The 20,338-nt window shown below is 53.5% G+C and carries 19 protein-coding genes; 8 read left to right on the top strand and 11 right to left on the bottom strand.

Annotated features, from left to right (window positions below):
• Positions 1 to 216: 216 nt before the first annotated feature.
• Positions 217 to 921, top strand: a complete 705-nt coding sequence (locus H144_RS0115055) for a DKNYY domain-containing protein (RefSeq protein WP_019942910.1) — start codon at positions 217 to 219, stop codon at positions 919 to 921.
• A 73-nt stretch (positions 922 to 994) separates the two neighbouring features.
• Here the strand turns inward: H144_RS0115055 and H144_RS0115050 are convergent, their stop codons facing one another.
• The 3 genes from H144_RS0115050 to H144_RS0115040 all read right to left on the bottom strand — a co-directional run bounded on the left by H144_RS0115050 (position 995) and on the right by H144_RS0115040 (position 2,228).
• Positions 995 to 1,375, bottom strand: a complete 381-nt coding sequence (locus H144_RS0115050; protein ID WP_019942909.1) for a hypothetical protein — start codon at positions 1,373 to 1,375, stop codon at positions 995 to 997.
• A 166-nt stretch (positions 1,376 to 1,541) separates the two neighbouring features.
• Positions 1,542 to 1,721: a hypothetical protein gene (locus tag H144_RS0115045; RefSeq protein WP_019942908.1), complete on the bottom strand. Its 180-nt coding sequence runs from the start codon at positions 1,719 to 1,721 to the stop codon at positions 1,542 to 1,544.
• 57 nt (positions 1,722 to 1,778) lie between these two features.
• Entirely contained in the window at positions 1,779 to 2,228 is a 450-nt protein-coding gene (locus tag H144_RS0115040; protein WP_019942907.1) for a hypothetical protein, read from the bottom strand.
• 290 nt (positions 2,229 to 2,518) lie between these two features.
• Here H144_RS0115040 and H144_RS0115035 point away from each other — a divergent pair, with 290 nt between their 5' ends.
• Positions 2,519 to 3,547 carry an SDR family NAD(P)-dependent oxidoreductase gene (locus H144_RS0115035; protein ID WP_019942906.1) on the top strand — a complete coding sequence of 343 codons (1,029 nt, stop codon included), beginning with the start codon at positions 2,519 to 2,521 and terminating at the stop codon, positions 3,545 to 3,547.
• Positions 3,548 to 3,557: 10 nt separating this feature from the next.
• Positions 3,558 to 4,364 carry a helix-turn-helix domain-containing protein gene (locus H144_RS0115030; RefSeq protein ID WP_019942905.1) on the top strand — a complete coding sequence of 269 codons (807 nt, stop codon included), beginning with the start codon at positions 3,558 to 3,560 and terminating at the stop codon, positions 4,362 to 4,364.
• A gap of 37 nt (positions 4,365 to 4,401) precedes the next feature.
• On the opposite strand, the gene H144_RS0115025 is transcribed toward H144_RS0115030, so the two are convergent.
• Positions 4,402 to 6,057: an arylsulfatase gene (locus tag H144_RS0115025; RefSeq protein WP_019942904.1), complete on the bottom strand. Its 1,656-nt coding sequence runs from the start codon at positions 6,055 to 6,057 to the stop codon at positions 4,402 to 4,404.
• Positions 6,058 to 6,288: 231 nt separating this feature from the next.
• Between H144_RS0115025 and H144_RS0115020 the strand changes: the two genes are divergently transcribed.
• From H144_RS0115020 to H144_RS0115010, 3 genes are all read left to right on the top strand, one after another.
• Positions 6,289 to 6,699: a DoxX family protein gene (locus H144_RS0115020; RefSeq protein ID WP_019942903.1), complete on the top strand. Its 411-nt coding sequence runs from the start codon at positions 6,289 to 6,291 to the stop codon at positions 6,697 to 6,699.
• 128 nt (positions 6,700 to 6,827) lie between these two features.
• Entirely contained in the window at positions 6,828 to 7,058 is a 231-nt protein-coding gene (locus H144_RS0115015; RefSeq protein ID WP_019942902.1) for a hypothetical protein, read from the top strand.
• 261 nt (positions 7,059 to 7,319) lie between these two features.
• Positions 7,320 to 9,884 (top strand): TonB-dependent receptor, encoded by a 2,565-nt coding sequence (locus tag H144_RS0115010; protein ID WP_026350712.1) that lies wholly within the window; start codon positions 7,320 to 7,322, stop codon positions 9,882 to 9,884.
• Between the two features lie 100 nt (positions 9,885 to 9,984).
• Here H144_RS0115010 and H144_RS31950 read toward each other — a convergent pair whose 3' ends face one another.
• Both H144_RS31950 and H144_RS0115000 read right to left on the bottom strand, forming a co-directional pair.
• A complete protein-coding gene (locus H144_RS31950) occupies positions 9,985 to 10,287 on the bottom strand; it encodes a helix-turn-helix domain-containing protein (RefSeq protein ID WP_019942900.1) in 303 nt (100 codons plus the stop codon).
• A 2-nt stretch (positions 10,288 to 10,289) separates the two neighbouring features.
• Positions 10,290 to 10,751 (bottom strand): hypothetical protein, encoded by a 462-nt coding sequence (locus tag H144_RS0115000; RefSeq protein WP_019942899.1) that lies wholly within the window; start codon positions 10,749 to 10,751, stop codon positions 10,290 to 10,292.
• Positions 10,752 to 10,926: 175 nt separating this feature from the next.
• On the opposite strand from H144_RS0115000, the gene H144_RS0114995 reads away from it, so the two are divergent.
• Positions 10,927 to 14,229, top strand: coding sequence for a glycosyl hydrolase (locus H144_RS0114995; protein ID WP_019942898.1), 3,303 nt, complete (start codon positions 10,927 to 10,929; stop codon positions 14,227 to 14,229).
• Between the two features lie 338 nt (positions 14,230 to 14,567).
• On the opposite strand, the gene H144_RS0114990 is transcribed toward H144_RS0114995, so the two are convergent.
• The 3 genes from H144_RS0114990 to H144_RS0114980 all read right to left on the bottom strand — a co-directional run bounded on the left by H144_RS0114990 (position 14,568) and on the right by H144_RS0114980 (position 17,402).
• Positions 14,568 to 15,248 carry a hypothetical protein gene (locus tag H144_RS0114990; RefSeq protein ID WP_019942897.1) on the bottom strand — a complete coding sequence of 227 codons (681 nt, stop codon included), beginning with the start codon at positions 15,246 to 15,248 and terminating at the stop codon, positions 14,568 to 14,570.
• 343 nt (positions 15,249 to 15,591) lie between these two features.
• Entirely contained in the window at positions 15,592 to 16,290 is a 699-nt protein-coding gene (locus tag H144_RS0114985; protein WP_229207911.1) for a rhamnogalacturonan acetylesterase, read from the bottom strand.
• A 50-nt stretch (positions 16,291 to 16,340) separates the two neighbouring features.
• Complete coding sequence (locus H144_RS0114980) at positions 16,341 to 17,402, bottom strand: endonuclease/exonuclease/phosphatase family protein (protein ID WP_019942895.1); 1,062 nt, start codon at positions 17,400 to 17,402, stop codon at positions 16,341 to 16,343.
• A gap of 149 nt (positions 17,403 to 17,551) precedes the next feature.
• Between H144_RS0114980 and H144_RS0114975 the strand changes: the two genes are divergently transcribed.
• The gene (locus tag H144_RS0114975) at positions 17,552 to 19,126 is read left to right on the top strand and encodes a glycoside hydrolase family 43 protein (protein ID WP_019942894.1); all 1,575 of its coding nucleotides are present in this window, start codon (positions 17,552 to 17,554) and stop codon (positions 19,124 to 19,126) included.
• Here the strand turns inward: H144_RS0114975 and H144_RS0114970 are convergent.
• Both H144_RS0114970 and H144_RS34960 read right to left on the bottom strand, forming a co-directional pair.
• On the bottom strand, positions 19,123 to 20,043 hold the full coding sequence (locus tag H144_RS0114970; RefSeq protein ID WP_026350710.1) for a sugar phosphate isomerase/epimerase family protein: 921 nt from the start codon (positions 20,041 to 20,043) through the stop codon (positions 19,123 to 19,125). The two genes, H144_RS0114975 and H144_RS0114970, sit on opposite strands and share 4 nt — an antisense overlap.
• Positions 20,044 to 20,147: 104 nt before the next feature.
• A complete protein-coding gene (locus tag H144_RS34960) occupies positions 20,148 to 20,279 on the bottom strand; it encodes a hypothetical protein (protein WP_019942892.1) in 132 nt (43 codons plus the stop codon).
• Positions 20,280 to 20,338: the final 59 nt, after the last annotated feature.

Below are 20,338 nucleotides of genomic sequence, written 5' to 3'. Positions count from 1 at the left end.
CACTTATTTATCGGTAAAAACCCGTAATGGCCTTTACACGCCCCTGAGGGCATTTTTCCGCTAGCGCAGACAACTTCTTTTAACCGGTAAATAGTCGAAAGCTACCGTTACATCATTAAAAGTGGCCGATACTTTCGCCGATCATCACTTTTGCGCCACGATTCCCAACGCCATGAAAAATAAACCCCATCACACTCAACATCATCCTGTTTCGCTATGCTGATCCTACTATTGATTACAAGTGTATCCCTGACCCTGGTCGTTGCCAGCCTCTTCCTGCTCCGCCCCGCTACCGGATCGGTCGCGCCGTCACCCGTGTACGACGTGTACCAGATCGAAAACAAGGTGGTTTACTACCTCCACAAGCCGGAGAGCAGGACCGCCGTGATTGACGCCCACGCCCGTACATTCCAGGTGCTTACGGCAGGAACCGTGGGCGAGGCGGCACCCTCACAGTACGCCCGCGATTTTGAGAATGTCTACTTCCGCGGCACGGTCATTCCCGGCGCCAACCCCGTCTACTTCCGTATCCTCGGCCCCGACCTGGCCCGCGATGACCATAATGTATTCAAAGCCAATCGCCTGATTTCGACCGATGCCAGGAATTTTAAATGCCTCGACCTGCACCTGAGTAAGGACAGCCAGAGGGTATACTATAAAGACCAGGTGATTTCAGAAGACGCCGGAGCGTTCCGGTTCATATGCAAATGGCAGAAAACCTGCTTTTATAAAGATCAAAGCAAGGTTTTCGTTAATGGTAAAAGCTTTCGCGTGGCCGACATCGATACATTCGACTACAAAGGAGACGGCATTTTCGCCGACCACTACCAAATATACAAATTCAATGGAGACGGTTTTCAAAGTGACAGCGGCCAGCCCGTTTTCCGGGCGATGATGCAATTCCAGCCGGCATTTGTATAGGCTGGGGGCGTGCCGAATGGCACTATACGATAGGAAAGAAAAAGCCCGCCGGTGAAGATCGGCGGGCTTTGGGCTATTTAACCCGTTTGGCGGTAGCGTCGAACATATTCAGCAGGTTGCCTTTGAGATTATCTTCATCCACTTTCGACAGGTCGAGCGTTACGTCGTAGCCCTGTGCCGAAAAGCCTAATGTGATCTTGTCGGCGGCTTCGTCCACGCTCGTGATCACGATTTTCTCCGCTTCGGGGTCGGCGGCATTTTTGAGGTGGCCGGTGAGCTTGCCGTCGGTCCTGGCCAGGTCGGCGATCATTTTTGAGTCGCCGTTGGGCGTTCCGAAAATGGTAATTTCCCATTTGCCGGCAAAATAATCGGCCGGTGCGGCGGTTTGGGCAATGCTGGTGCACACAATGCCCAGCAATAAGAAGAGCATAAAAATAGAGCTTGTCCTTTTCATAAATCGAATGGTTTTTGATAAACTAAATGCGATCCCGACCCGCAAGTGTCGACCCGTGCGGATCTGCTTGTCACAAATGTAAATAAGATCCTGATTTATTGTCTATATTTAAGACAATAATATTTTCCTATTCATTATCCGGATAGTGCAACTGCCCCTTTTCGACTCACTTTTTCTTTTTGCCCCAATTCTTCTGCATTGCCGAATACGACTTCCTGCTGACCGTCTTTTTACGCTTCGGCCGCGCCGTACCCTTCTTTTTCCGCGCGTTGATATTGTTGACCAGCGAGTTTTTCACGCCCAGTTTGTTCCGTTTTTTCGTCCCTTTCTTTTTCGTTGCTGCCATCTTCTTATAATTTTCAGGCAGTTATATCAACATCCGTGCCGGGACGAAACAGCCGCATCAATCACATGAGACGGTCGAAGAATCACCCGTCGGGGAATCATCGGAGGAAGAACTTTCGGATGAACAATCGGTCGATGAAGATTCGCTTCCGGTCGTTTCGAAAGAATTATCAGAAACGTCAGACCCGTAGGATTCGCCCGCGCCACCGCCCCCGAAGTCGCCGCCGCCGAACTGAAAACCTTCAAAATCGTTGCTTGCGTGATCGTTTCTTTCATGAACAGATGTGTCTCTTTCATAAACCGATGTATCGCGATCGGTTGTGTCGCAAAAAGCGCTTCTGGATGAAGTGTCATGGGAGCTATCGAAGGCGCACGGATGGTCCCGTATCGAGTAACCCCGGTCGGAGTGGTCGACTTTTCTTCTGTATGCGATCGTGTTGCGTCTTCCTGCCCGGAAGAAGAGCACCACTGATGCGATAATCACCAGTAGAACAAGCGTTTCGAGCATATGCGATAAATTTGGGTGAAAATCCCAATCTATTCGTCTCGCCGCTGTCGAAAGAATCCGATTACCTGACGGCTAAGCGGCGATTATCTTCCGTTCAAAATCCACCTGTATGCCACCGGCTTACCACCCTAACCACCCGTCGGGCCTGCCGCTTTGCGGGCATGCGACGCACACTGCAAAAGAATCGTGAAAGCGGCTAGTGGTCTTTAAAACAAATAAATGAGGCCTGTAAAACAAAACCGCCCGGCTAGGGTACCGCTAATTTTGTCCTGACAAAACAAAACAATGTGATGGAACAATCAGCAACAACCAACCAGCCTGGGACCAGTGCCCAACAACCGATCGGCTCCGGCTTCGATGCATTTTCTACCGCTCAGGACGTGATCCGGGGCATCGATCTTTCAGGAAAAACGATTATCGTAACAGGCGGCTACGCCGGTATCGGCCTCGAAACGGTGAAAACCCTCGTCCGGGCAGGCGCACAAGTGATCGTCCCCGCCCGCGACATCGCCAAGGCTTCGCAAAACCTGGCCGGTATTCCGAGCATCAACGTGGAAGCCCTCGACCTGATGGACCCGGTTTCGATCGACCGGTTTGCGGAGAAATTCTTGCAAAGCGGCCGTCCACTGGATATATTGGTCAACAATGCGGGCATTATGTGGGTACCTTTGCAGCGGGATGCACGCGGCTACGAATCGCAGCTTTCGACGAATCACCTGGGGCATTTCCAGCTGACGGCCAGGCTTTGGCCGGCATTGGAGCAGGCAGGCAGGGCAAGGGTGATCAGCGTATCCTCGTTCGGTCACCACATCGCGCCGTTCGATTTCGAAGATCCGAATTTCGAACACCGCGATTATGAAACGCTGGCGGGTTACGGACAGTCGAAAACCGCGAACAACCTGTTTGCCGTCGAGCTGGACCGCCTCGGAAAGGCATTCGGCGTGCGGGCATTCTCGCTGCATCCCGGCTCTGTGAACGGCACCGACCTCGGCCGGGTGGCGCCAATGGCGCTTTTTCAGCAAATGGGCACACACGACGCAGATGGTAACATTTACCCCGAAGTAGCGCGGAAGCTGAAAACGGTCCCGCAGGGCGCGGCTACCACCGTTTGGTGCGCTACCACCCCGCAACTGGAAGAAATGGGCGGATTATATTGCGAAAATGCGGAAGTGGCCGAAATAGATCACGGCGACATCGAACACCGTTACGACGAACCGCTTACACTGCGCGGCGTACAGCCCTACTCCATCGACCCAGGCAACGCGCGGCGCCTCTGGGCATTAAGCGAAGAAATGACCGGCATAACTTTTCGACCTTAACTGACAAACCGTGGGCTACGAAGCGAATTACATCCATCCTGAACTGAAAATTTCCGCTTTCACGGAGCATTTTCACAAAAGCGACGTGCTGTTCGAAACGCATTTGCTCGTATGGATTATTTCGGGTGAAACGAAGATCGTACAGGGCGGGCAAACGCATCGGTTCGGCGCAGGCGACACCCTGTTTTTCCCACGGCATGAGCTGGTGACAGTGATCAATTATCCAAAGGACGGCCTGCGCCATCAATCGGTGGTCATGCATTTATCGGACAAGCGGCTCGGCGAGTACTATGCCAAACATAGGGTGGACGTGCAGCGCGTTGCCCGCCCATCTTTCCGGACATTCGACAAACACCCGTTGCTGCAAAGCTGTCTGGCCTCGCTGGTACCATATTTCGACCTGCACGAACCATTGCCCGAGGCATTAGCCGCCATTAAAATCGAAGAGGCCATGACTATTCTGCGGACAATCACACCTGAAATCGACCATATCCTGGCCGACTTCGGGCAGCCGGGCAAAATCAACCTGGCCGATTTTATGGAGCAGCATTATATGTACAACCTGCCCATGACCAAATTCGGCTACCTTACCGGCCGCAGCCTCACGACATTCAAGCGGGATTTCAAGCGGACATTCCAGACCACCCCGCAGCGGTGGCTCACCGAAAAGCGCCTCGACCTCGCCCACTACCTCATCCGCGAAAAGAAACGGCGGCCGTCGGAAGTATATCTCGAAGTAGGTTTTGAAAACCTCTCGCATTTCGGGTATGCATTCAAGAAGCAATTCGGCTACCCGCCGAACGCTGGTGCGAAATGATGCTGGTGCGAAGCTCACGCTTCGCACCAGCATTACACTAAAAAGTGGGCGGTGTGCGCTTGGGGCGTTCGGCAGGCGCGCCGATCGGGTTGGCAGGTTTGATTTTATCATATTCCACTACGCCGGTACGCTCCGCCCAGCGGAAGTAGTCTCCCGACAGCTGGTCGACAATGTTCGGATTGGCGGCCGCCACATCCGTCGTCTCGCCGCGGTCGGTTTCGAGGTCGTAGAGCTCCCATTTGTAAGCAGGATAGGTGGATACGATCTTCCATTTACCCTTTCTGACGGCCCGGTTGCCGGCCCGCTCCCAGAAAATCGGCTCACCGCCGCGGTCTACCTCGGTCGATTTGCCGGTCAGCACCGGAACGAGGCTTTTGCCCGGCAGCGGGTTTATGGCAATCCCCTTAACGCTTGCGGGATAGGTCGCCTTGGCTATATCGTAGAATGTCGGGGCGAGGTCGATGAGGTGACCGGTACCTTTCACGATCTGACCGCCTTTGATCTGTTTCGGGAACCACGCGATGAACGGCGCGCTGATCCCACCCTCGTGCATATTGTTTTTATAGGCCGAATGCGGGGTGTTCGACACGTATGCCCAGGGCTGGTCCTGGTACACATAGGAGCCCGCTGTCCCGGCCGGGCCCGTATTACGCTGCGGCCGGCGCGGCGACGAGCCTGCATACCCGCCCTGAGCGCCATTATCTGAGATGAACACGATAAGGGTATTTTCGTCCTTGCCCAATGCTTTCAGCTTTTCGCGCAGCTTGCCGATATTCTGATCGACGCGGTCTACCATAGCGGCATAAATTTCCATTTTCCGCTCCCATAGCAATTTTTCATCGTAAGGCACATTGTCCCAAGGCGTCACGTCCTTATCCCGCGCTGCAACGGCCTGTTTTGGGTCCGCAATGCCGAGCGCTTTCTGGCGTTGCAGGCGTTCGGCACGAAGTGAATCCCAGCCGATGCTGTAACGGCCTTTGTATTTGGCAATATCCGCCTCATGTGCTTGCAGCGGCCAGTGCGGCGCATTGAAAGCCAGGTAGAGGAAGAATGGCTTCGCGGTTTTGCTCTGCTCGTCGAGGTAGGTCAGCGCGTGGTCCGTGATTTCGTCGGTGAGGTATTTGTCGGGCGGCAGGTTAATGCGCTTATTGTTTTCCACGAGCTCCACGGCCGGGCCTTTGCCGTATTTACCCAAATCAAAATAATTGCTGGCACCATTGATAAACCCATAGAACCGGTCGAAGCCACGTTGGTTCGGCCAGGCCACGCTATCGTTACCGACGTGCCATTTGCCGCTAAGCAATGTGCTGTAACCGGCATTGCGCAGCACCTCGCCGAACGTCAGCGACTCCTTGTTCAGATAACCCTGGTAAGCCGGGAGGCCGAGATTTACATTGAAATACCCCACTCCGGCCTTGTGCGGGTACTGGCCCGTGATGAGCGACGCCCGCGTAGGCGCACAGATGGAATTGTTATAAAATTCGCGGAAACGGATGCCCTCGGCCGCCAGCTGGTCGAGGTTCGGGGTTTTGATTTCCGAACCGTAGGAACCGATGTCGGAATAGCCCAGGTCGTCGACCATGATGAGGATAATGTTCGGGCGCTGGTCGGGACCGCTTTTGGCCGCTTTTTTTTGCGCCATAACGCCCGTAAAAGCCATCAGGCCCAGGGCAAGGAGTGCAGAGGTCTTCATGATTTTGGAAAAAGTAAAAAAAGAGATTCGCCGCAAAAATATATTTATTCTATATAATTAGTATGCTATTAATCGAAACTATTCCGGATGTGTGCTCCGACCCGGCGCCGTGCTCGAATGCCGCGATGCCCATTCCGGCCACGGATGTGTCCATTTGGGCATGTTAGCGAATGCGCGGCGAGGCAGTTTGAGGCAGTTTTGTGTCATCAAATCACTTAAACAAAAAAGGTCATGACACAGAACACCACCAACAAAATCTACTGGACAGGCGCAGCATTAACATCCCTCTGGTTCGGCGCAAGCGGCTTTTTCGAACTTACAACCAACCCCGTCGTGTGGGACATCACCGTACAGCTGGGCTACCCGGCGCATTTCATTTACCTGCTCGGCGTTTTCAAACTTTCCGGCGTCGCCGTGCTGCTCACGCCCAACAAGTTGCACCGGCTGAAAGAATGGGTCTTCGCAGGGATCTTCTTCGACATCATTTTCGCATTCGTGTCCAAACTGGCCGTGCTCGGCTTTGCCGCCACTATTGACGCCATCGTCGCATTCATCATGGTATCGGTCACCTATGCCGCATTCCGCAAGCTGGAAACGTTCGGCCAACCCGTTGAAAATGCCCGTCCGGCTTTGACCCACTGAGCAAAATGGATTTCCTTTCGACCCCATCTGGCCTAGCAGCTTTTGTCAAAACTGCACCAGACCAACAGTCCAGCAGCGACCTACCTTCGTATTGCGATTTCGCACTGAACCATTTTAAATCGAAAACAATGAAAAAGGCCATTTTCTTTCACGCGGGCTGCCCCGTTTGTCTGAGCGCAGAACAGGAAATACTCACCCTTATCCCGGGCGACCAAATAGAAGTAGTACATCTCGGCGAAGAAAAAGGGAAAGTCGCCGATGCCGAGAAGGCTGGGGTTAAGTCGGTACCTGCATTGCTTACGCCTAACGGCCATGTGCTCCACATTAATTTCGGCGCTTCGATCGAAGACCTTAAATAATGATTTACAGTAAATTAAAAGCGGCCCGCGGACATACTCCCGGGCCGTTTCGTGTTTTATTTCAAAAAATATTACTCTACTATTTCTATATACTAAATAATATCCATAGCTTTGCCGGAGAAACTTACAATCCCTACATATGAAGCCACCGATTATACCTTACTGTTGTTGTCCGCAATCCCCCGAACAGCGATAACAGGCTGTTTTGCAGTAACCACCACTCATGAACACCATCAAAAACAGTAAAGCAAATCCTCATTTATGAAGACATTTTTAAAGGCGTTATTCAGCTCAGCCCTTTTGCTCATTTCCCTCGTTGCCCAGGCGCAAAACCCGCCGATCGTCAATGCAACCGTTTCAGGAACCGTTCTGGACGCCGCGAACGATACTCCCCTCATCGGCGCAACGGTTGCGATCAAAGGCACAACCAATGGCGCGGCAACTGATGCTAACGGTCAATTCCAGCTGGTAACAGGCCAGAAACTCCCATTTACACTCATTGTTTCCTTTTTAGGCTATATCAAAAAAGAGGTCGTGATTGAAGAAAGCGGCGTCACCATCAAGCTCGATGCTTCTGCCGGCAATCTCGAAGATGTGATCATTTCTTCGCGCCGCCGCCAGGAAAACGTTCAGGAGGTGCCGATCCCCATCTCGGTAATCCGCGGATCAGCGGCCGAAGATGCGGGTGCGTTCAACGTGAACCGTTTGAAAGAACTCGTCCCGACCGTGCAGCTGTACGTATCCAATGCGCGTAACACGACATTGAACATCCGCGGACTGGGTTCTACGTACGGTCTGACCAACGACGGTATCGACCCTGGTGTGGGCTTCTATGTGGACGGTGTGTATTATGCCCGTCCGGCCGCCACTGCCCTGGATTTCATTGACATCGAGCGCATTGAAGTGTTGCGCGGGCCACAGGGAACGCTTTTCGGCAAGAACACGACAGCCGGTGCATTCAACATTACCACCCGCGGCGCGAGCTTCGATCCGGGCGGCAGCTTCGAATTGAGCTACGGAAATTTCGGTTATATCCAGGCCAAAGGTTCTTTCACCGGCCCGATCAACAAGAAACTGGCGGCACGCGTTTCTTTCACAGGAACGCAGCGTAACGGCCTGTTTTACAACGAATATACCCAACAGCGCATCAACGATATCAACAACATCGGGGTACGCGGGCAGATCTTGTACCAACCGAGCAGCAAAGTCAACATTACCGTGATCGGCGACGTTTCCGACCAGAAACCGAACGGATACGGCTGGCCGGTGGCCGGTGTAGTGCCTACCAAACGTGCCGCATACCGGCAGTTCGACGCCATTATCGCCGATCTGGGCTACAAAATCCCTTATTCCAGCGCATTCGAGCGTAAACTCGACCTGGACACGCCTTCGAAAGCTGACAATAGACTCGGCGGTGTTTCGGCCAATGCAGACATCAAAATCGGCAACGGAACGCTTACTTCCACTTCGGCATGGCGCTTTTGGAAATGGGTACCGCTCAACGACCGCGATTACCTGGGAATCCCGGTATTTACGATCTCTTCCGGAAACTCGGTGCATGACCAATGGTCGCAGGAGCTTCGCTATTCAGGAAAAGTATCCGAGAAAATCAGCGGTGTAGTGGGCTTGTTCGGCCTTTGGCAAGACCTGAAATCAGATCCGGTACAAACGGAAGAAGCAGGTTCGGCACAATGGCGCTTCGCCCAAAGCACGACCAGCGCACTCTGGAAAACACCGGGCTTGTTCGATAACTTCGGTATCCGCACTACCAACCGCATTAAAAGCACCAGTCTGGCTGTTTTTGCCAACGTCGACTGGGCGATCACCGACAAGTTCCACGTTTTGCCGGGCGTTCGTTACAATTACGACAAGAAGGTAGTAAACTATAAGAGAGAAACTTACGGCGGCCTGCAAACGACCGACCCTGCATTGCTCGCGCTGAAACGCCTCGTATACACGGACCAGGCATTCGATACAGATTACGATCAGGGCAATTTATCAGGACAATTGTCGCTCCAATACAAACCAAGCAGCCGTTTGAACGCCTTCGCAACTTATTCGATCGGTTACAAGCCAATCGGGGTGAACGTAGGTGGTTTGCCGACTGCCAACGGCGCGGTACTCCTCGACCTGGCCAATGTAAAACCAGAGCACGTAGAACACAAAGAACTGGGTATCAAGACCAAACCAACAGCAAACTCGGTATTGAACTTCACCGTATTCCGGTCCGACATCAAGGATTTCCAGACGCAGGTGCAAACACCTGAACCCGGCGTAAACCGCGGTTACCTGGCCAATGCGGAAAAAGTGCGGGTGCAAGGTGTGGAATTGGATGGAAATATCCGTTTCAGCCACTTGTCGTTCAATGCGGCAGTGACCTATACCGATGGTAAATATGTGTCGTTCAAGAACGCACCGGTACCATTGGAAGAAGTGGGCGGCGAGCAGGCATTCAAAGACATTTCTGGCGGCCGTTTGCCGGGTATCTCGAAATGGTCGGGCTCTGCGGGCGGTGAAGGAACGGTGAAAGGTACTTTCCTCGGTCTGAAAGGCAATTACTTCCTCGGCGTAGACGTGTTCGCAAGGTCGGAATTCTCTTCGAACCCGTCGCCTTCGAAATACCTGAACATCTCCGGCTACTCGCTGACGAATGGTCGTCTGGGTTTCCGCGCTTCGAACGGTATTTCATTCTTCGTATGGGCGAGAAACGTGTTCAACAAAGACTACTACGAATTGCTCCTCGCAGCGCCAGGCAGCTACGGCCAATATGCCGGTATCGTCGGCGACCAGCGAACATACGGAGTAACACTGCGTTACTCGTTCTAAGGAATCGAAAGAAATACGAAAATTATAACACTGCCGATCAGGGCGCTCCATTGGGGCGTCCTGATTTTTTTGGTATACCAATTTTAAAAATCGCCAGGCATTATACGACCGCTTCGGCCCCGACTTCCGATATTTTGCCCGCCCCAATTTCTCCATTCGCCACACTGAAAATCGGCACGCCCAATTTCACTTCGAGCAAAGCCAGCGTCTTGATGGTAAAGTTGTGCGTCCCGGACAGCCATTTGCTCACCTGCGATTCCTTTTTGCCCAGCATTTCCGCCAGGTCTTTTTGGGATATTCCCTTCGCTTCCAGTACCTCATGAATCCGATCGGAAATATCGAAGCTTGTGCCAATGAATTTGTGAATGGTTGGGTCCGGAGCTACTTTTTCCAGTTCGTTCATAACTATATATCTATAAAAAGTTCACCTTCCAATTGCATCAGGTCGGAAGAATAATGAATGTCCCCCGCTCGGATCTTTTCAATGAGTTTCCTATCTATATCCATCATAAGTCTCATGGCTCTCCACGTTTCGGCACCGTCCTGCGTTTTCTGCCCTTTTTTCTCTCCTCCGCCATCAAGGATGACGATATTCTCACTACATCTTATACAGTAAATTCTTAGCTTGGAAAATGTGATCGGTCCGGCGCTTACATTGTTTTCCGGTCGGAAATAACGCATTTGAGCTCCCCGCTCTTTTATGTACCACAACCAGCTTCTGATCATTTCTACATCTACGGCAAAGCCAATTCTTGTAAACTCTTTGATGAAGACGTCCGTCTCGCACCTAGGACTACCTTCAAATCTGATCGAATAAATAGTTACCTTCTTCGACCGCGAATACAGTTCAAAATAGATACGATTCACTTATAAGTTAAGTTCAAAAATAAGACATTTCCTGACAAAAAGGAATGTTGAGTGAGATCGTTTCTGTCGCCAATATCTAAAAATTTCCCGTTTAAACCATATGAGTAGAAAGCGTCGCGGCGTCGCTTCACCAACGGTACGGATCAGTTTTCCGGCGGTCAATCAGCATGTTACTATGAAAAAAATCGCGCTTCTTGCCTGGGCGCTGCCCGCGCTCGCATGGGGGCAATCCCCTGCCCTGCAACAAGGTTTCCAGACCCCGCCCGACGCCGCCAAACCCCGCGTGTGGTGGCACTGGATGAACGGCAATATCACCAAAGAAGGCATTACCAAAGACCTGGAGTGGATGAAACGTGTAGGCATAGGCGGCTTCCAGAATTTCGACGCCAGCCTTTTCACACCCAATGTGACGCCCAAAAAGCTGGTATTCATGACGCCCGAATGGAAGGACGCATTCAAACACACCACCGACCTCGCCGAAAAACTCGGACTGGAAATGGCGATCGCCGGCTCGCCCGGATGGAGCGTGACCGGCGGGCCGTGGGTACCCGCATCCGATGCGATGAAGAAATACGTCTGGACCGAAACGCGCCTCCCGGGCGGACAAGCTTTCACCGGCAAGCTGCCGCAGCCCAAACCCGTCGCCGGCAAGTTCCAGGATGTGCCGCTGCCCGCCGAAGGAGGTATTACCGGCCCCGCGGGCGAGGTTCCCGATTACTATGCCGACGCAGCGGTGATCGCCTACAAGCTGCCCGGTGCCGACAAGCTTATGACCGCATTGAACCCCAAAATAACATCGAGCGGCGGTACATTCACTGTGACCGGACTCACCGACGGTGACCTTGCCAAAACGACATTGCTTCCGCCCGTGGAAGTGGGACAGGATATGTGGATTCAATACGAATTCGATACGCCGCAGACATTCAAGGCATTAACGATCGTCGGTGCGAGCTCCGGGGGAGCGCTGGCCGAATTCAACGGCGCGCCCGACAACCGCACCCTGCGCGTAAGCGACGACGGCGTGACTTTCCGCGACGTGGCGCCGATCAAAGGCAGTACCGTACCGCAAAACACGATCGGTTTCGCACCGGTTACGGCGAAATTCTTCCGCATTGCATTTAAAACGCTGCCGGCCCCGTCCAATCCGTTTGCGGCGATGTTTGGCGGCAGTGCCGAGCCGGGCAAACCGGAAGGCGTACAGGTGGCCGAGATCGTGCTTCACACGACGGACCGGATGGATCAATTCGAGGAAAAAGCCGGTTTCAGCCCCTGGAAGGAGAATACCGGATCGTTTATCCAACCCAATGCCGACGCCATACCAATGACCGACGTCGTGGAGCTCACGTCCAAAATGACCGCAGACGGTAGCCTGAACTGGACCCCACCCGCCGGAAACTGGGTCGTTGTACGCCTCGGCTACTCGCTCACGGGGCGCAAAAACCACCCCGCATCGCCAGAAGCGACTGGCCTCGAAGTGGACAAGCTCGACAAAACAGCCGTAACCAAATACATTAACACCTACCTCGACATGTATAAGGACGCTACCGGCGGCCAGATGGGCGCCAAGGGGTTGCAATACATGGTGTTGGACAGTTACGAGGCCGGCCACATGACATGGACGAAAGCCATGCCCGAAGAATTTAAAAAGCGGCGGGGGTACGACATTACGCCCTGGCTGCCCGTGCTGACGGGCGTGGTGGTGAAAAGTGCCGCGGAAAGCGACCGGTTTTTGTGGGATTTCCGCAAAACAATCGGCGAGCTGATCGTCGAGAACCATTATGAAACGATCGGCGAGGCGTTGAAGGCGCGCGGCATGAAACGCTACACCGAGTCGCACGAAGGCGGACGCATTTACCTGGCCGACGGCATGGATGTGAAACGCAAAGCCGACGTGCCCATGGCCGCCATGTGGACGCCCGGCAGCCTGGCCGGCGGCGCCGACGAGGAGGTTCGCAGCGAGGCCGATATCCGCGAATCGGCCTCGGTGGCACATATTTATGGTCAGAATATCGTCGCGGCGGAGTCGATGACTTCGGTGGGCAATGCATTCACCTGGTACCCCGAAAAGCTCAAACGCACGGCCGACCTCGAAATGGCGTCGGGGTTGAACCGCTTCGTCGTACATACCTCGGTGCACCAACCGCTGGACGACAAGAAGCCGGGCTTTTCGCTCGGGCCTTTCGGGCAGTATTTCACAAGGCAGGAAACGTGGGCCGAACAAGCACGGGCGTGGATGGATTACCTGGGCAGAAGCTGCTTTATGCTCCAACAGGGTAAACCGGTGGTGGATGTGCTGTATTATTATGGTGAAAATTCCAACATCACGCAGATTTCCACCCAAAAGCTGCCTGCTATCCCAGCCGGTTACGCGTTCGATTTCGCCAATGCAAATGTGATTAGAAGCCAGTTGAAAATAGAGAAAGGAACGATCGTCACCACCAGCGGGCAGCAATACCGCCTCCTCGTGCTCGACTCCACAGCCCGTAACATGACTTTACCCGTGCTGCAAAAGATCGACGAACTGGTGTCAGCAGGCATGAAAGTAGCCGGTGTGAAACCCGAACGCTCTCCCAGCCTGAGCGATGATGCCACGGCATTTGCCGCATTGGTCAACAAAATATGGGGCAATGCGAACGTCTCCACCCAGCCGCTCGAAACGGTACTAAGCACCATTGCCCCGCGAGACGTAACCATTACCGGCGAAAAAGCGCGCATCATGTATGTGCATCGCCAAACCGCCGACAGCGACATTTACTGGCTCGACAGCCGCAGTCCCGACCCGAACCAGGCCGAAATCAGCTTCCGGGTAAGCGGCAAAGTGCCCGTGCTCTGGAACCCCGAAACGGGCAAAACCAGCCGGGTGTCCTACCGCATTGCGGACGGCAAGACGACCATTCCGTTGAAATTCGATTCATGGCAGGCCTACTTTATTGTTTTCAGCGGCAATGCAGCTGCTAATGCCTACACCGCCCCGGCGGTAACCGAATCGGACGTCGCGGGTGTGACGGGCGCGTGGAGCGTGCGCTTCCAGCCGGGCCTGGGCGCACCTGCGCAGACTCAGCTCAACGCATTGGTTTCGCTTACGGAGCATGCAGATCCCGGCATTAAATACTTTTCTGGCACCGCCACCTATGAAAATACGCTGAATGTCCCCACCCTTGCCAAAAATGCACGCTACTGGCTCGACCTGGGTGATGTAAAAAACCTCGCGGAAGTGATTGTAAATGGTAAAAACGTAGGTATTACCTGGAAAAAGCCGTTCCGCATCGACGTCACGGAAGCCCTCAAACAAGGCGCGAACAATGTGCAGATCAAAGTCACCAACACCTGGGTAAACCGCCTCATCGGCGACGCCCAGCCGGGTGTTACAACCAAAATTACCTACACCACCATGCCGTTCTACAAAGCCGATTCGCCCTTGCAGCCCAGCGGCTTGCTCGGACCGGTAAAAATAGTGGCGGCAACGCCTGCCAGATAAAGGATAATAGTCAGGGATGGTCAGGGATGGTCAGGTGTGGTCAGGTGTGGTCAAGGATAGTCAGGGATGGTCAGGTTGGTCAAGGATAGTCAGGGATGGTCAGGTTGGTCAAGGATAGTCAGGGATGGTCAGGGATGGTCAGGTTGGTCAAGGATAGTCAGGGATGGTCAGGTTGGTTATGGTTAAAAAAAATCATGACCATACGTGACCATACCTGACTATTTCTGACTATTCCTGACTATTTCTGACCATACCTGACTACATCTGACTATCCTTGACCACACCTGACTACATCTGACAAAACCTGACTCCACTTGACCACACCTGCCCCACCCGCGTCAGCAAGTCCGCGGGCAAGGTGCGCTCAGGTCGTAGTAGCCGCTGTCGGCGTCGATGCCGAGTGCGCCGGTTTCAGCCTTGTCAGGAATGGCCTGGAAGAGCAATCCGAATGTATAGGAAGCTTCCAGATCGGCAATCGCGGGATCTTCTGCGAAGGGGAAATATTTGTGCAGCACAAAACGAATGTAGAACCGCGGCATTTCCGTGAATTTGAAGAGTGCCGCGATCAGCTCTTTTACCGGGTAGTTATAGCCATTCAGGAAGCCATACTGGCTGCGGAAAAACGTACTGGTAACGTCGTCCGCATAGCCTTTTTGCTCCCAGTACCGTATCCATCGTTTTGCCAGTACATCGGGCACATTGCCGCCGGGGCCATCGCCCGACGGACGGAAATCGCCGGGGGTATGCGCATAGTACGGCGTAATGATCTGCCCCGCGCTGTCCACACCGAAAAGCACCAGTTTAAATTCCCTTTTATCCGTCTCAAACCCGAAACGGACCTTCACCACGGCGATGCCAGGCGTAGAAACCAGCGTTTCGAGGTCGCCGCTATCGAAATAATCGCCCAGAAGGAGCTTTTCCCCTGTTTTGAAAAAGCCGAAAGGTTCACGGCTGTGTTCCAGTGCCTGCCACTGGGCTGTCCATTTTGCAAAGAGCTCGTCGCTGATAAATTTCGACATGTTTCGCTGAGATTTAAGAGGTTGATAAAAGGTATTGCTTTCCTGTCCCACCGTGCAAAGCGTTGGCGCGACAGAAAAGCAATATACCTAGCGAAGGGTAGGAATGTAACTAATTTGCATAAAAAGTAGAAAAAGTTCGATTTAGCGGTCAGGTTGATGTTTGAAAATTGGTTTTTAGTCTGGTGACAAAGTCGGATAGCGTGCCGAAAAAAGGCCGGGGAATTTCCGGCACGCCGACCCGGCACCCAGTGTTTGTCGTTTTGACATTACAAAGTTGCACAAGCGCCGGGCGGCGAATAAGCGTGTAAACACGTGAATGTAAAAACAGGTGTTTTCCGGGGGGTCAGTATTTTACAACGCGATCGGCCAATCCGATTTTCTGGGCTTTCAGGTCGGCCAGTACAAGTTCGGCCATTTTGCGGGCACCCAGCTCATTGAAATGCGTATTATCCTCCTTGCCTTCGGGATAGTTGGGGTGCTCCCCGGGCGCCATGTGGAGAAACAGCATTTTGGAGTTCTCAGGCCCCATTTTTTGCAGCAATGCCTGGCTGGTTTTGTCGAGGTCGATCAACGGTGCTTGCTGCGCGGCGGCCACATCCCGCACCAGCTGCGCATACACGGCATGCGTTTCCTGGATTTTGCCATCGGCATCGAAGCTCCGCCTCGCCACGGGGGTGATCAGTACCGGATAAGCCTTTTTAGCCCGTGTTTCCTCAATAAAGCGGACGAGGTTTTGCTGAAAACCTGCTTCGTCGACGTAGCTTTTCTTGGTTTTCACCTCATCATTATGCCCGAACTGGATCAGTACGTAATCGCCCTCGCGCAGGCTATCCGCCACGGGCTGCCAGCGGCCTTCCTCGATGAATGTCCGGGTGCTCCGCCCGTTCATCGCGCGGTTGTCGACTTTCACGCCTTCATCAAAAAAGTATACGAACGGCATTCCCCAGCCAGCTTCGGGATAGTAGCGCGTCTGCTTGACAGACATCGTGGAGTCGCCGACGAGGTAGACGGTAATCGGCCGCCCAGCCGGTATCAAACTCATGAACAGCAGCATACAAAGAGCTGCCAGGAATCGGCACGAGCGTAGACTTGTCATTCTGTTTCTTTCGCGATTTTTTCATTGGCCAATTCAATATCTTCCGGTTCGGCCTCCGGCTCTTCCTGCTCGGCGCTCGCGGCGGGCTCGTATTGTAATGTGAGCAGGATCGGGAAATGGTCGGACGAGAAGTTTTCCAGCCGGGCGAGCTCCACAAGTTTGAAGTCGGTGGAGCAAAAAACGTGATCGAGCGGGAAGCGCAGCACCGGGATACCGGCATGGAAAGTGTTGTAAAAACCTCTGCCCAGGCGCGGATCCAGCAGGCCGCTGATTTTGGTAAACAAATCCGTCGTGTAGGACCACGCGACGTCGTTCAAATCACCTACTACTATACATGGCAAATTACTCGCTTTCACCTCTTTGGCTACGAGCAGCAGCTCCTTGTCGCGCTCCGTCGAATGGGTATTCTCACCTGGCACCGGGGGCGTGGGGTGCACACAGAAAAGCTGTACCTTCTTACCCGAAGGCAGGGTTACTATTGTTTTAATGGAAGGAATTTCCTCATCCACCAAATACCGGACGGCGGTCTCGGAAAGCTCCAACCGCGAATAAAGCAGCATTCCATACGTATTTTCCAGCGGCACCGGCATTTCATAGGGATACGTTTCCCGCAATGCGAGCGTATTTTCGAACCAGAAACGATCGGTTTCCAGTAGCAGCACAATGTCCGGATCGTATTTGCGGATGATGCCGAGACAACCGGCGGCATTTTTATTATCCTGCAACACATTGGAGGACAATATCGAAACCCTGTTATCCGGCAAATGCTTCTTCACAGGCAATATCGCCTTGCGCGCCAGTGGCGTAAACGGGTAAATCAGATAGCACAGGTATAAGCTATTGAGGGTAAATGCCCCGGTAAACAGCAGCGTTCGGCTCTCTTTGGAAAAAAACAGACTGAGATAAATGCCGGTAATGGCGACGCTGAGTACCAGTTTTTGCAATCGCGGGTATTCAAAAACCCTGAATGTCCAGTAATCACTCCGGATGAGCGGGATCAGCGACATCAGCACAATCAGCGAGCCGGCAATTTCAAGGGATAGCTTCAAATAGTCCATGGGGGTGGTGCGAGTAATGTCGCAATATTCTAATTATTCCGCATCATATCAACCCCTCGCAGGCCCTGTCACCACTTCTCCGGCGGATTATGCGGTTTATTATTCGGGAATAAATCCCTTTATTCGCAATTCCATCAATCCGCATCCGAATGAAGTTCCTGCCCCGAATACTGCTGCTCACCATCCTTTCCGCCACGAGCGCACTCGCGCAGAAGCCTGCGCCCGCACGAGTGCTCACGTACCGCAACCCCGTGATCGCGGGCGACTTCGCGGACCCGTCGGTGATCCGTGTGGGCGATACCTACTATGCGGCAGGAACGTCGTCGGAATGGGGGCCGGCCTACCCTATTTACAGCTCGAAAGACCTCGTCAACTGGGAATATGTAGGCCCGGTATTCACAGATCTGCCCAAATGGACGATGGGCAGCTACTGGGCGCCGGAGCTGTTTTTCCGCAACGGGACATTTTATGTGTACTATACCGCCCGCCGGAAGGCCGACAAGCAGTCGGTGATCGGCGTGGCGAGTACGAAGGATATTACCAAAGGCTTCAAAGACCACGGCGTGATCATCGAATGGACGAAAGAAGCGATTGACGCCTATGTGGTGGAAGACAAAGGCAAACTTTTCATCACCTGGAAAGCCTACGGCCTCGACAAAGACCGTGGCATCGAACTGCTCGGCGCCGAGCTGTCGCCCGACGGCCTGAAAGTAACGGGCAAGGAATTCAGCCTGATCAAAGCAGATCCGGCCGGCTGGGAAGCGGGCGGCGCCGAGGGACAGGCCATATTCAAGAGGGGCAGCTATTGGTATATGCTGTATTCCGGCAATGCCTGCTGCGGCGACCGCTGCGATTACCAGGTGGGCCTGGCCCGGGCTACCAGCCTGCAAGGCCCGTGGGTGAAGTACGAAAACAATCCCGTCCTCTTCGGGGACGATACCTGGAAATGTCCGGGGCACGGAACGGTGGTGCTCACGCCCGACCGCCGCTATTTTTACCTGCACCACGCCTACAACGGCTCAGAATTCACATTCGGCGGGCGGCAGGGTGTGCTGAGCGAGCTCGTTTGGGACGAAACGACCAAATGGCCGGCATTCCGTTATGGCAAAACGCCTCCCGCACAGGCAGAGGCACCCACCGGTGCAGGCACGGCGCTGCCGCATATTTATAACTTTTCCGTCAACTACGACCGCGACACGCTCCGGCTTCCGTGGGTGTTCGACGCCGGCCAGCCGAAACCGAAATTTGCCGTAAGCCGCAATGCACTGGAAATCGAGAGCGAAAACCCGGCGATGACGGGCAATTTCCTCGGCAATACCGTCCGGAAAGGCAATTACACATTTGCCGCGGAAGTGGTTACGAAAGAAGATGCGCTGCAAAATATCGTCATTTACGGCGACGCGCAGAATGCCATCGGCTATGGTGCGGGCAAAAACCGCGTGGAGCTCTGGCAGATCAGAGACGGCAAATACGAAACACTCAAAACACAGGAAATCCCTGATAAATACAAAAACATCCGCCTCGAACTGCAATGCCGCTACGGGCGCTTCTACACGTTCAGCTGGGCTGTGAAAGGGCAGAAAATCGATTCGCTCACGTCGTCGGTGCAAATGGAAGCCCCCTGGCTGCCGCGTTGGGACCGGGCGCCAAGGGTGGGTATCAGCATCACCGGCCCTGCCGCCCGAAAGAGCGAAATCAAGGCCGTTGAAATGAAGTACGATTAAAAATACCGCTGCATCAGCTTCGGATAGGCAGGAATGACAATTTCCGGGTCTTCGATCTCGGGGTGCCATTTTTTCTCCCATTCGAAGCTGTAATAGCCTTTGTAGTTGTCTTTCACCAATGCCGAAATCGCTTCCTGCAATGGCCCCTCTCCCTTGCCGACAGGCACGTATTGGATCTTCCCGTCTTTCAGGATGCCATCCTTGATGTGCGTGTGGCGGATATATTTTTTCAATGTAGCATACACCTCTTTCGGCGGCTCCTTCGTGACCGACCACATATTGAAAATATCCCAGATCAACCCCACGTGCTTGTGCTCGGCCTTGCCCATGACGGTGGCGAGAATGTCCTTTTTCGTCACGTCGCCATGCGATTCGAGCAGGACGGTGACGGAGGTGTTTTTGGCATAATCGCCCAGTTCGAGCAGGCCGGTACTGATGAGTTCGATGGTTTTAGCCACCTCCTGGTCCTTGGGCAAATCGTTGGGGAATACCCGCACGTACGGACAATTCAGCTGCCGGGCCAGGTCGATAAACCGCTTGGCTTCGTCGAGGTTTTTCTGGCGCAAGGCGGGGTCGGCCATATGCAGTGCCGCGGACGAACCGAGGTCTACAATGCGCAAACCCTTATCTTCTGCCAGCTTACGCGACTGTGCGATGTTTTGCGGGCTGCTGAATTCGGTGCATTTGGGCAAATCCATGCAATCGAGCACACCACGGATTTCGATGCCGTGGTACCCGTTTTCGGAAGCGTATTTGACAATGGTGGGCCAATCCCATTTCGGACAGGCCAGTGTGGAATAGGAAAAGAGGGGCCGGGCCTTGGCCAATGCGCTGAGCGGCTGGATGAGCGGCAACGCCAGGGTTGCCGAAGCCGCTGCCAGGAAATCCCGGCGGGAAAAAGAAGATGATCGGTTCATAGGATTCAGGAAAATGTCCGGAAATATATTCGCAAACGCGGGCAATGCCAATTATTTAACGCCCTTACTTGCGCGGGACCTGTACGAACCCGAACCGACCGGCCCTATTTCGTGTGAATGCGTTCGTTCAGTTCTGTTTTGCGGAGTTCGAGAACGATGCGGATGCCTATTGCGGCGATGGCTACCGCGATCCCGATCTGGACCAGCCCGGCCCACATGCCAATTGATAATTCCATTGTTGTATCAGTTTGATTTTCAGCACAAAATAAACCGTGTTCAAACTATCGGTAAAGCG

This window comes from Dyadobacter beijingensis DSM 21582 (assembly GCF_000382205.1).
GTDB classification, from domain to species: domain Bacteria; phylum Bacteroidota; class Bacteroidia; order Cytophagales; family Spirosomataceae; genus Dyadobacter; species Dyadobacter beijingensis.
The sequence above is the reverse complement of the archived record's forward strand: the minus strand, read 5'-3'. Positions and strand labels throughout refer to the sequence as shown.

What these genes read in the sequence shown, in the direction of transcription:
- H144_RS31950 (WP_019942900.1), bottom strand. Translation starts at nt 10,287, where the DNA reads ATGAACGAACTGGAAAAAGTAGCTCCGGACCCAACCATTCACAAATTC.
- H144_RS0115020 (WP_019942903.1), top strand. Translation starts at nt 6,289, where the DNA reads ATGACACAGAACACCACCAACAAAATCTACTGGACAGGCGCAGCATTA.
- H144_RS0114995 (WP_019942898.1), top strand. Translation starts at nt 10,927, where the DNA reads ATGAAAAAAATCGCGCTTCTTGCCTGGGCGCTGCCCGCGCTCGCATGG.
- H144_RS0114975 (WP_019942894.1), top strand. Translation starts at nt 17,552, where the DNA reads ATGAAGTTCCTGCCCCGAATACTGCTGCTCACCATCCTTTCCGCCACG.
- H144_RS0115010 (WP_026350712.1), top strand. Translation starts at nt 7,320, where the DNA reads ATGAAGACATTTTTAAAGGCGTTATTCAGCTCAGCCCTTTTGCTCATT.
- H144_RS0115035 (WP_019942906.1), top strand. Translation starts at nt 2,519, where the DNA reads ATGGAACAATCAGCAACAACCAACCAGCCTGGGACCAGTGCCCAACAA.
- H144_RS0115050 (WP_019942909.1), bottom strand. Translation starts at nt 1,375, where the DNA reads ATGAAAAGGACAAGCTCTATTTTTATGCTCTTCTTATTGCTGGGCATT.
- H144_RS0115015 (WP_019942902.1), top strand. Translation starts at nt 6,828, where the DNA reads ATGAAAAAGGCCATTTTCTTTCACGCGGGCTGCCCCGTTTGTCTGAGC.
- H144_RS0115055 (WP_019942910.1), top strand. Translation starts at nt 217, where the DNA reads ATGCTGATCCTACTATTGATTACAAGTGTATCCCTGACCCTGGTCGTT.
- H144_RS0114985 (WP_229207911.1), bottom strand. Translation starts at nt 16,290, where the DNA reads ATGAGTTTGATACCGGCTGGGCGGCCGATTACCGTCTACCTCGTCGGC.
- H144_RS0114970 (WP_026350710.1), bottom strand. Translation starts at nt 20,043, where the DNA reads ATGAACCGATCATCTTCTTTTTCCCGCCGGGATTTCCTGGCAGCGGCT.
- H144_RS34960 (WP_019942892.1), bottom strand. Translation starts at nt 20,279, where the DNA reads ATGGAATTATCAATTGGCATGTGGGCCGGGCTGGTCCAGATCGGGATC.
- H144_RS0115045 (WP_019942908.1), bottom strand. Translation starts at nt 1,721, where the DNA reads ATGGCAGCAACGAAAAAGAAAGGGACGAAAAAACGGAACAAACTGGGC.
- H144_RS0114980 (WP_019942895.1), bottom strand. Translation starts at nt 17,402, where the DNA reads ATGGACTATTTGAAGCTATCCCTTGAAATTGCCGGCTCGCTGATTGTG.
- H144_RS0114990 (WP_019942897.1), bottom strand. Translation starts at nt 15,248, where the DNA reads ATGTCGAAATTTATCAGCGACGAGCTCTTTGCAAAATGGACAGCCCAG.
- H144_RS0115025 (WP_019942904.1), bottom strand. Translation starts at nt 6,057, where the DNA reads ATGAAGACCTCTGCACTCCTTGCCCTGGGCCTGATGGCTTTTACGGGC.
- H144_RS0115040 (WP_019942907.1), bottom strand. Translation starts at nt 2,228, where the DNA reads ATGCTCGAAACGCTTGTTCTACTGGTGATTATCGCATCAGTGGTGCTC.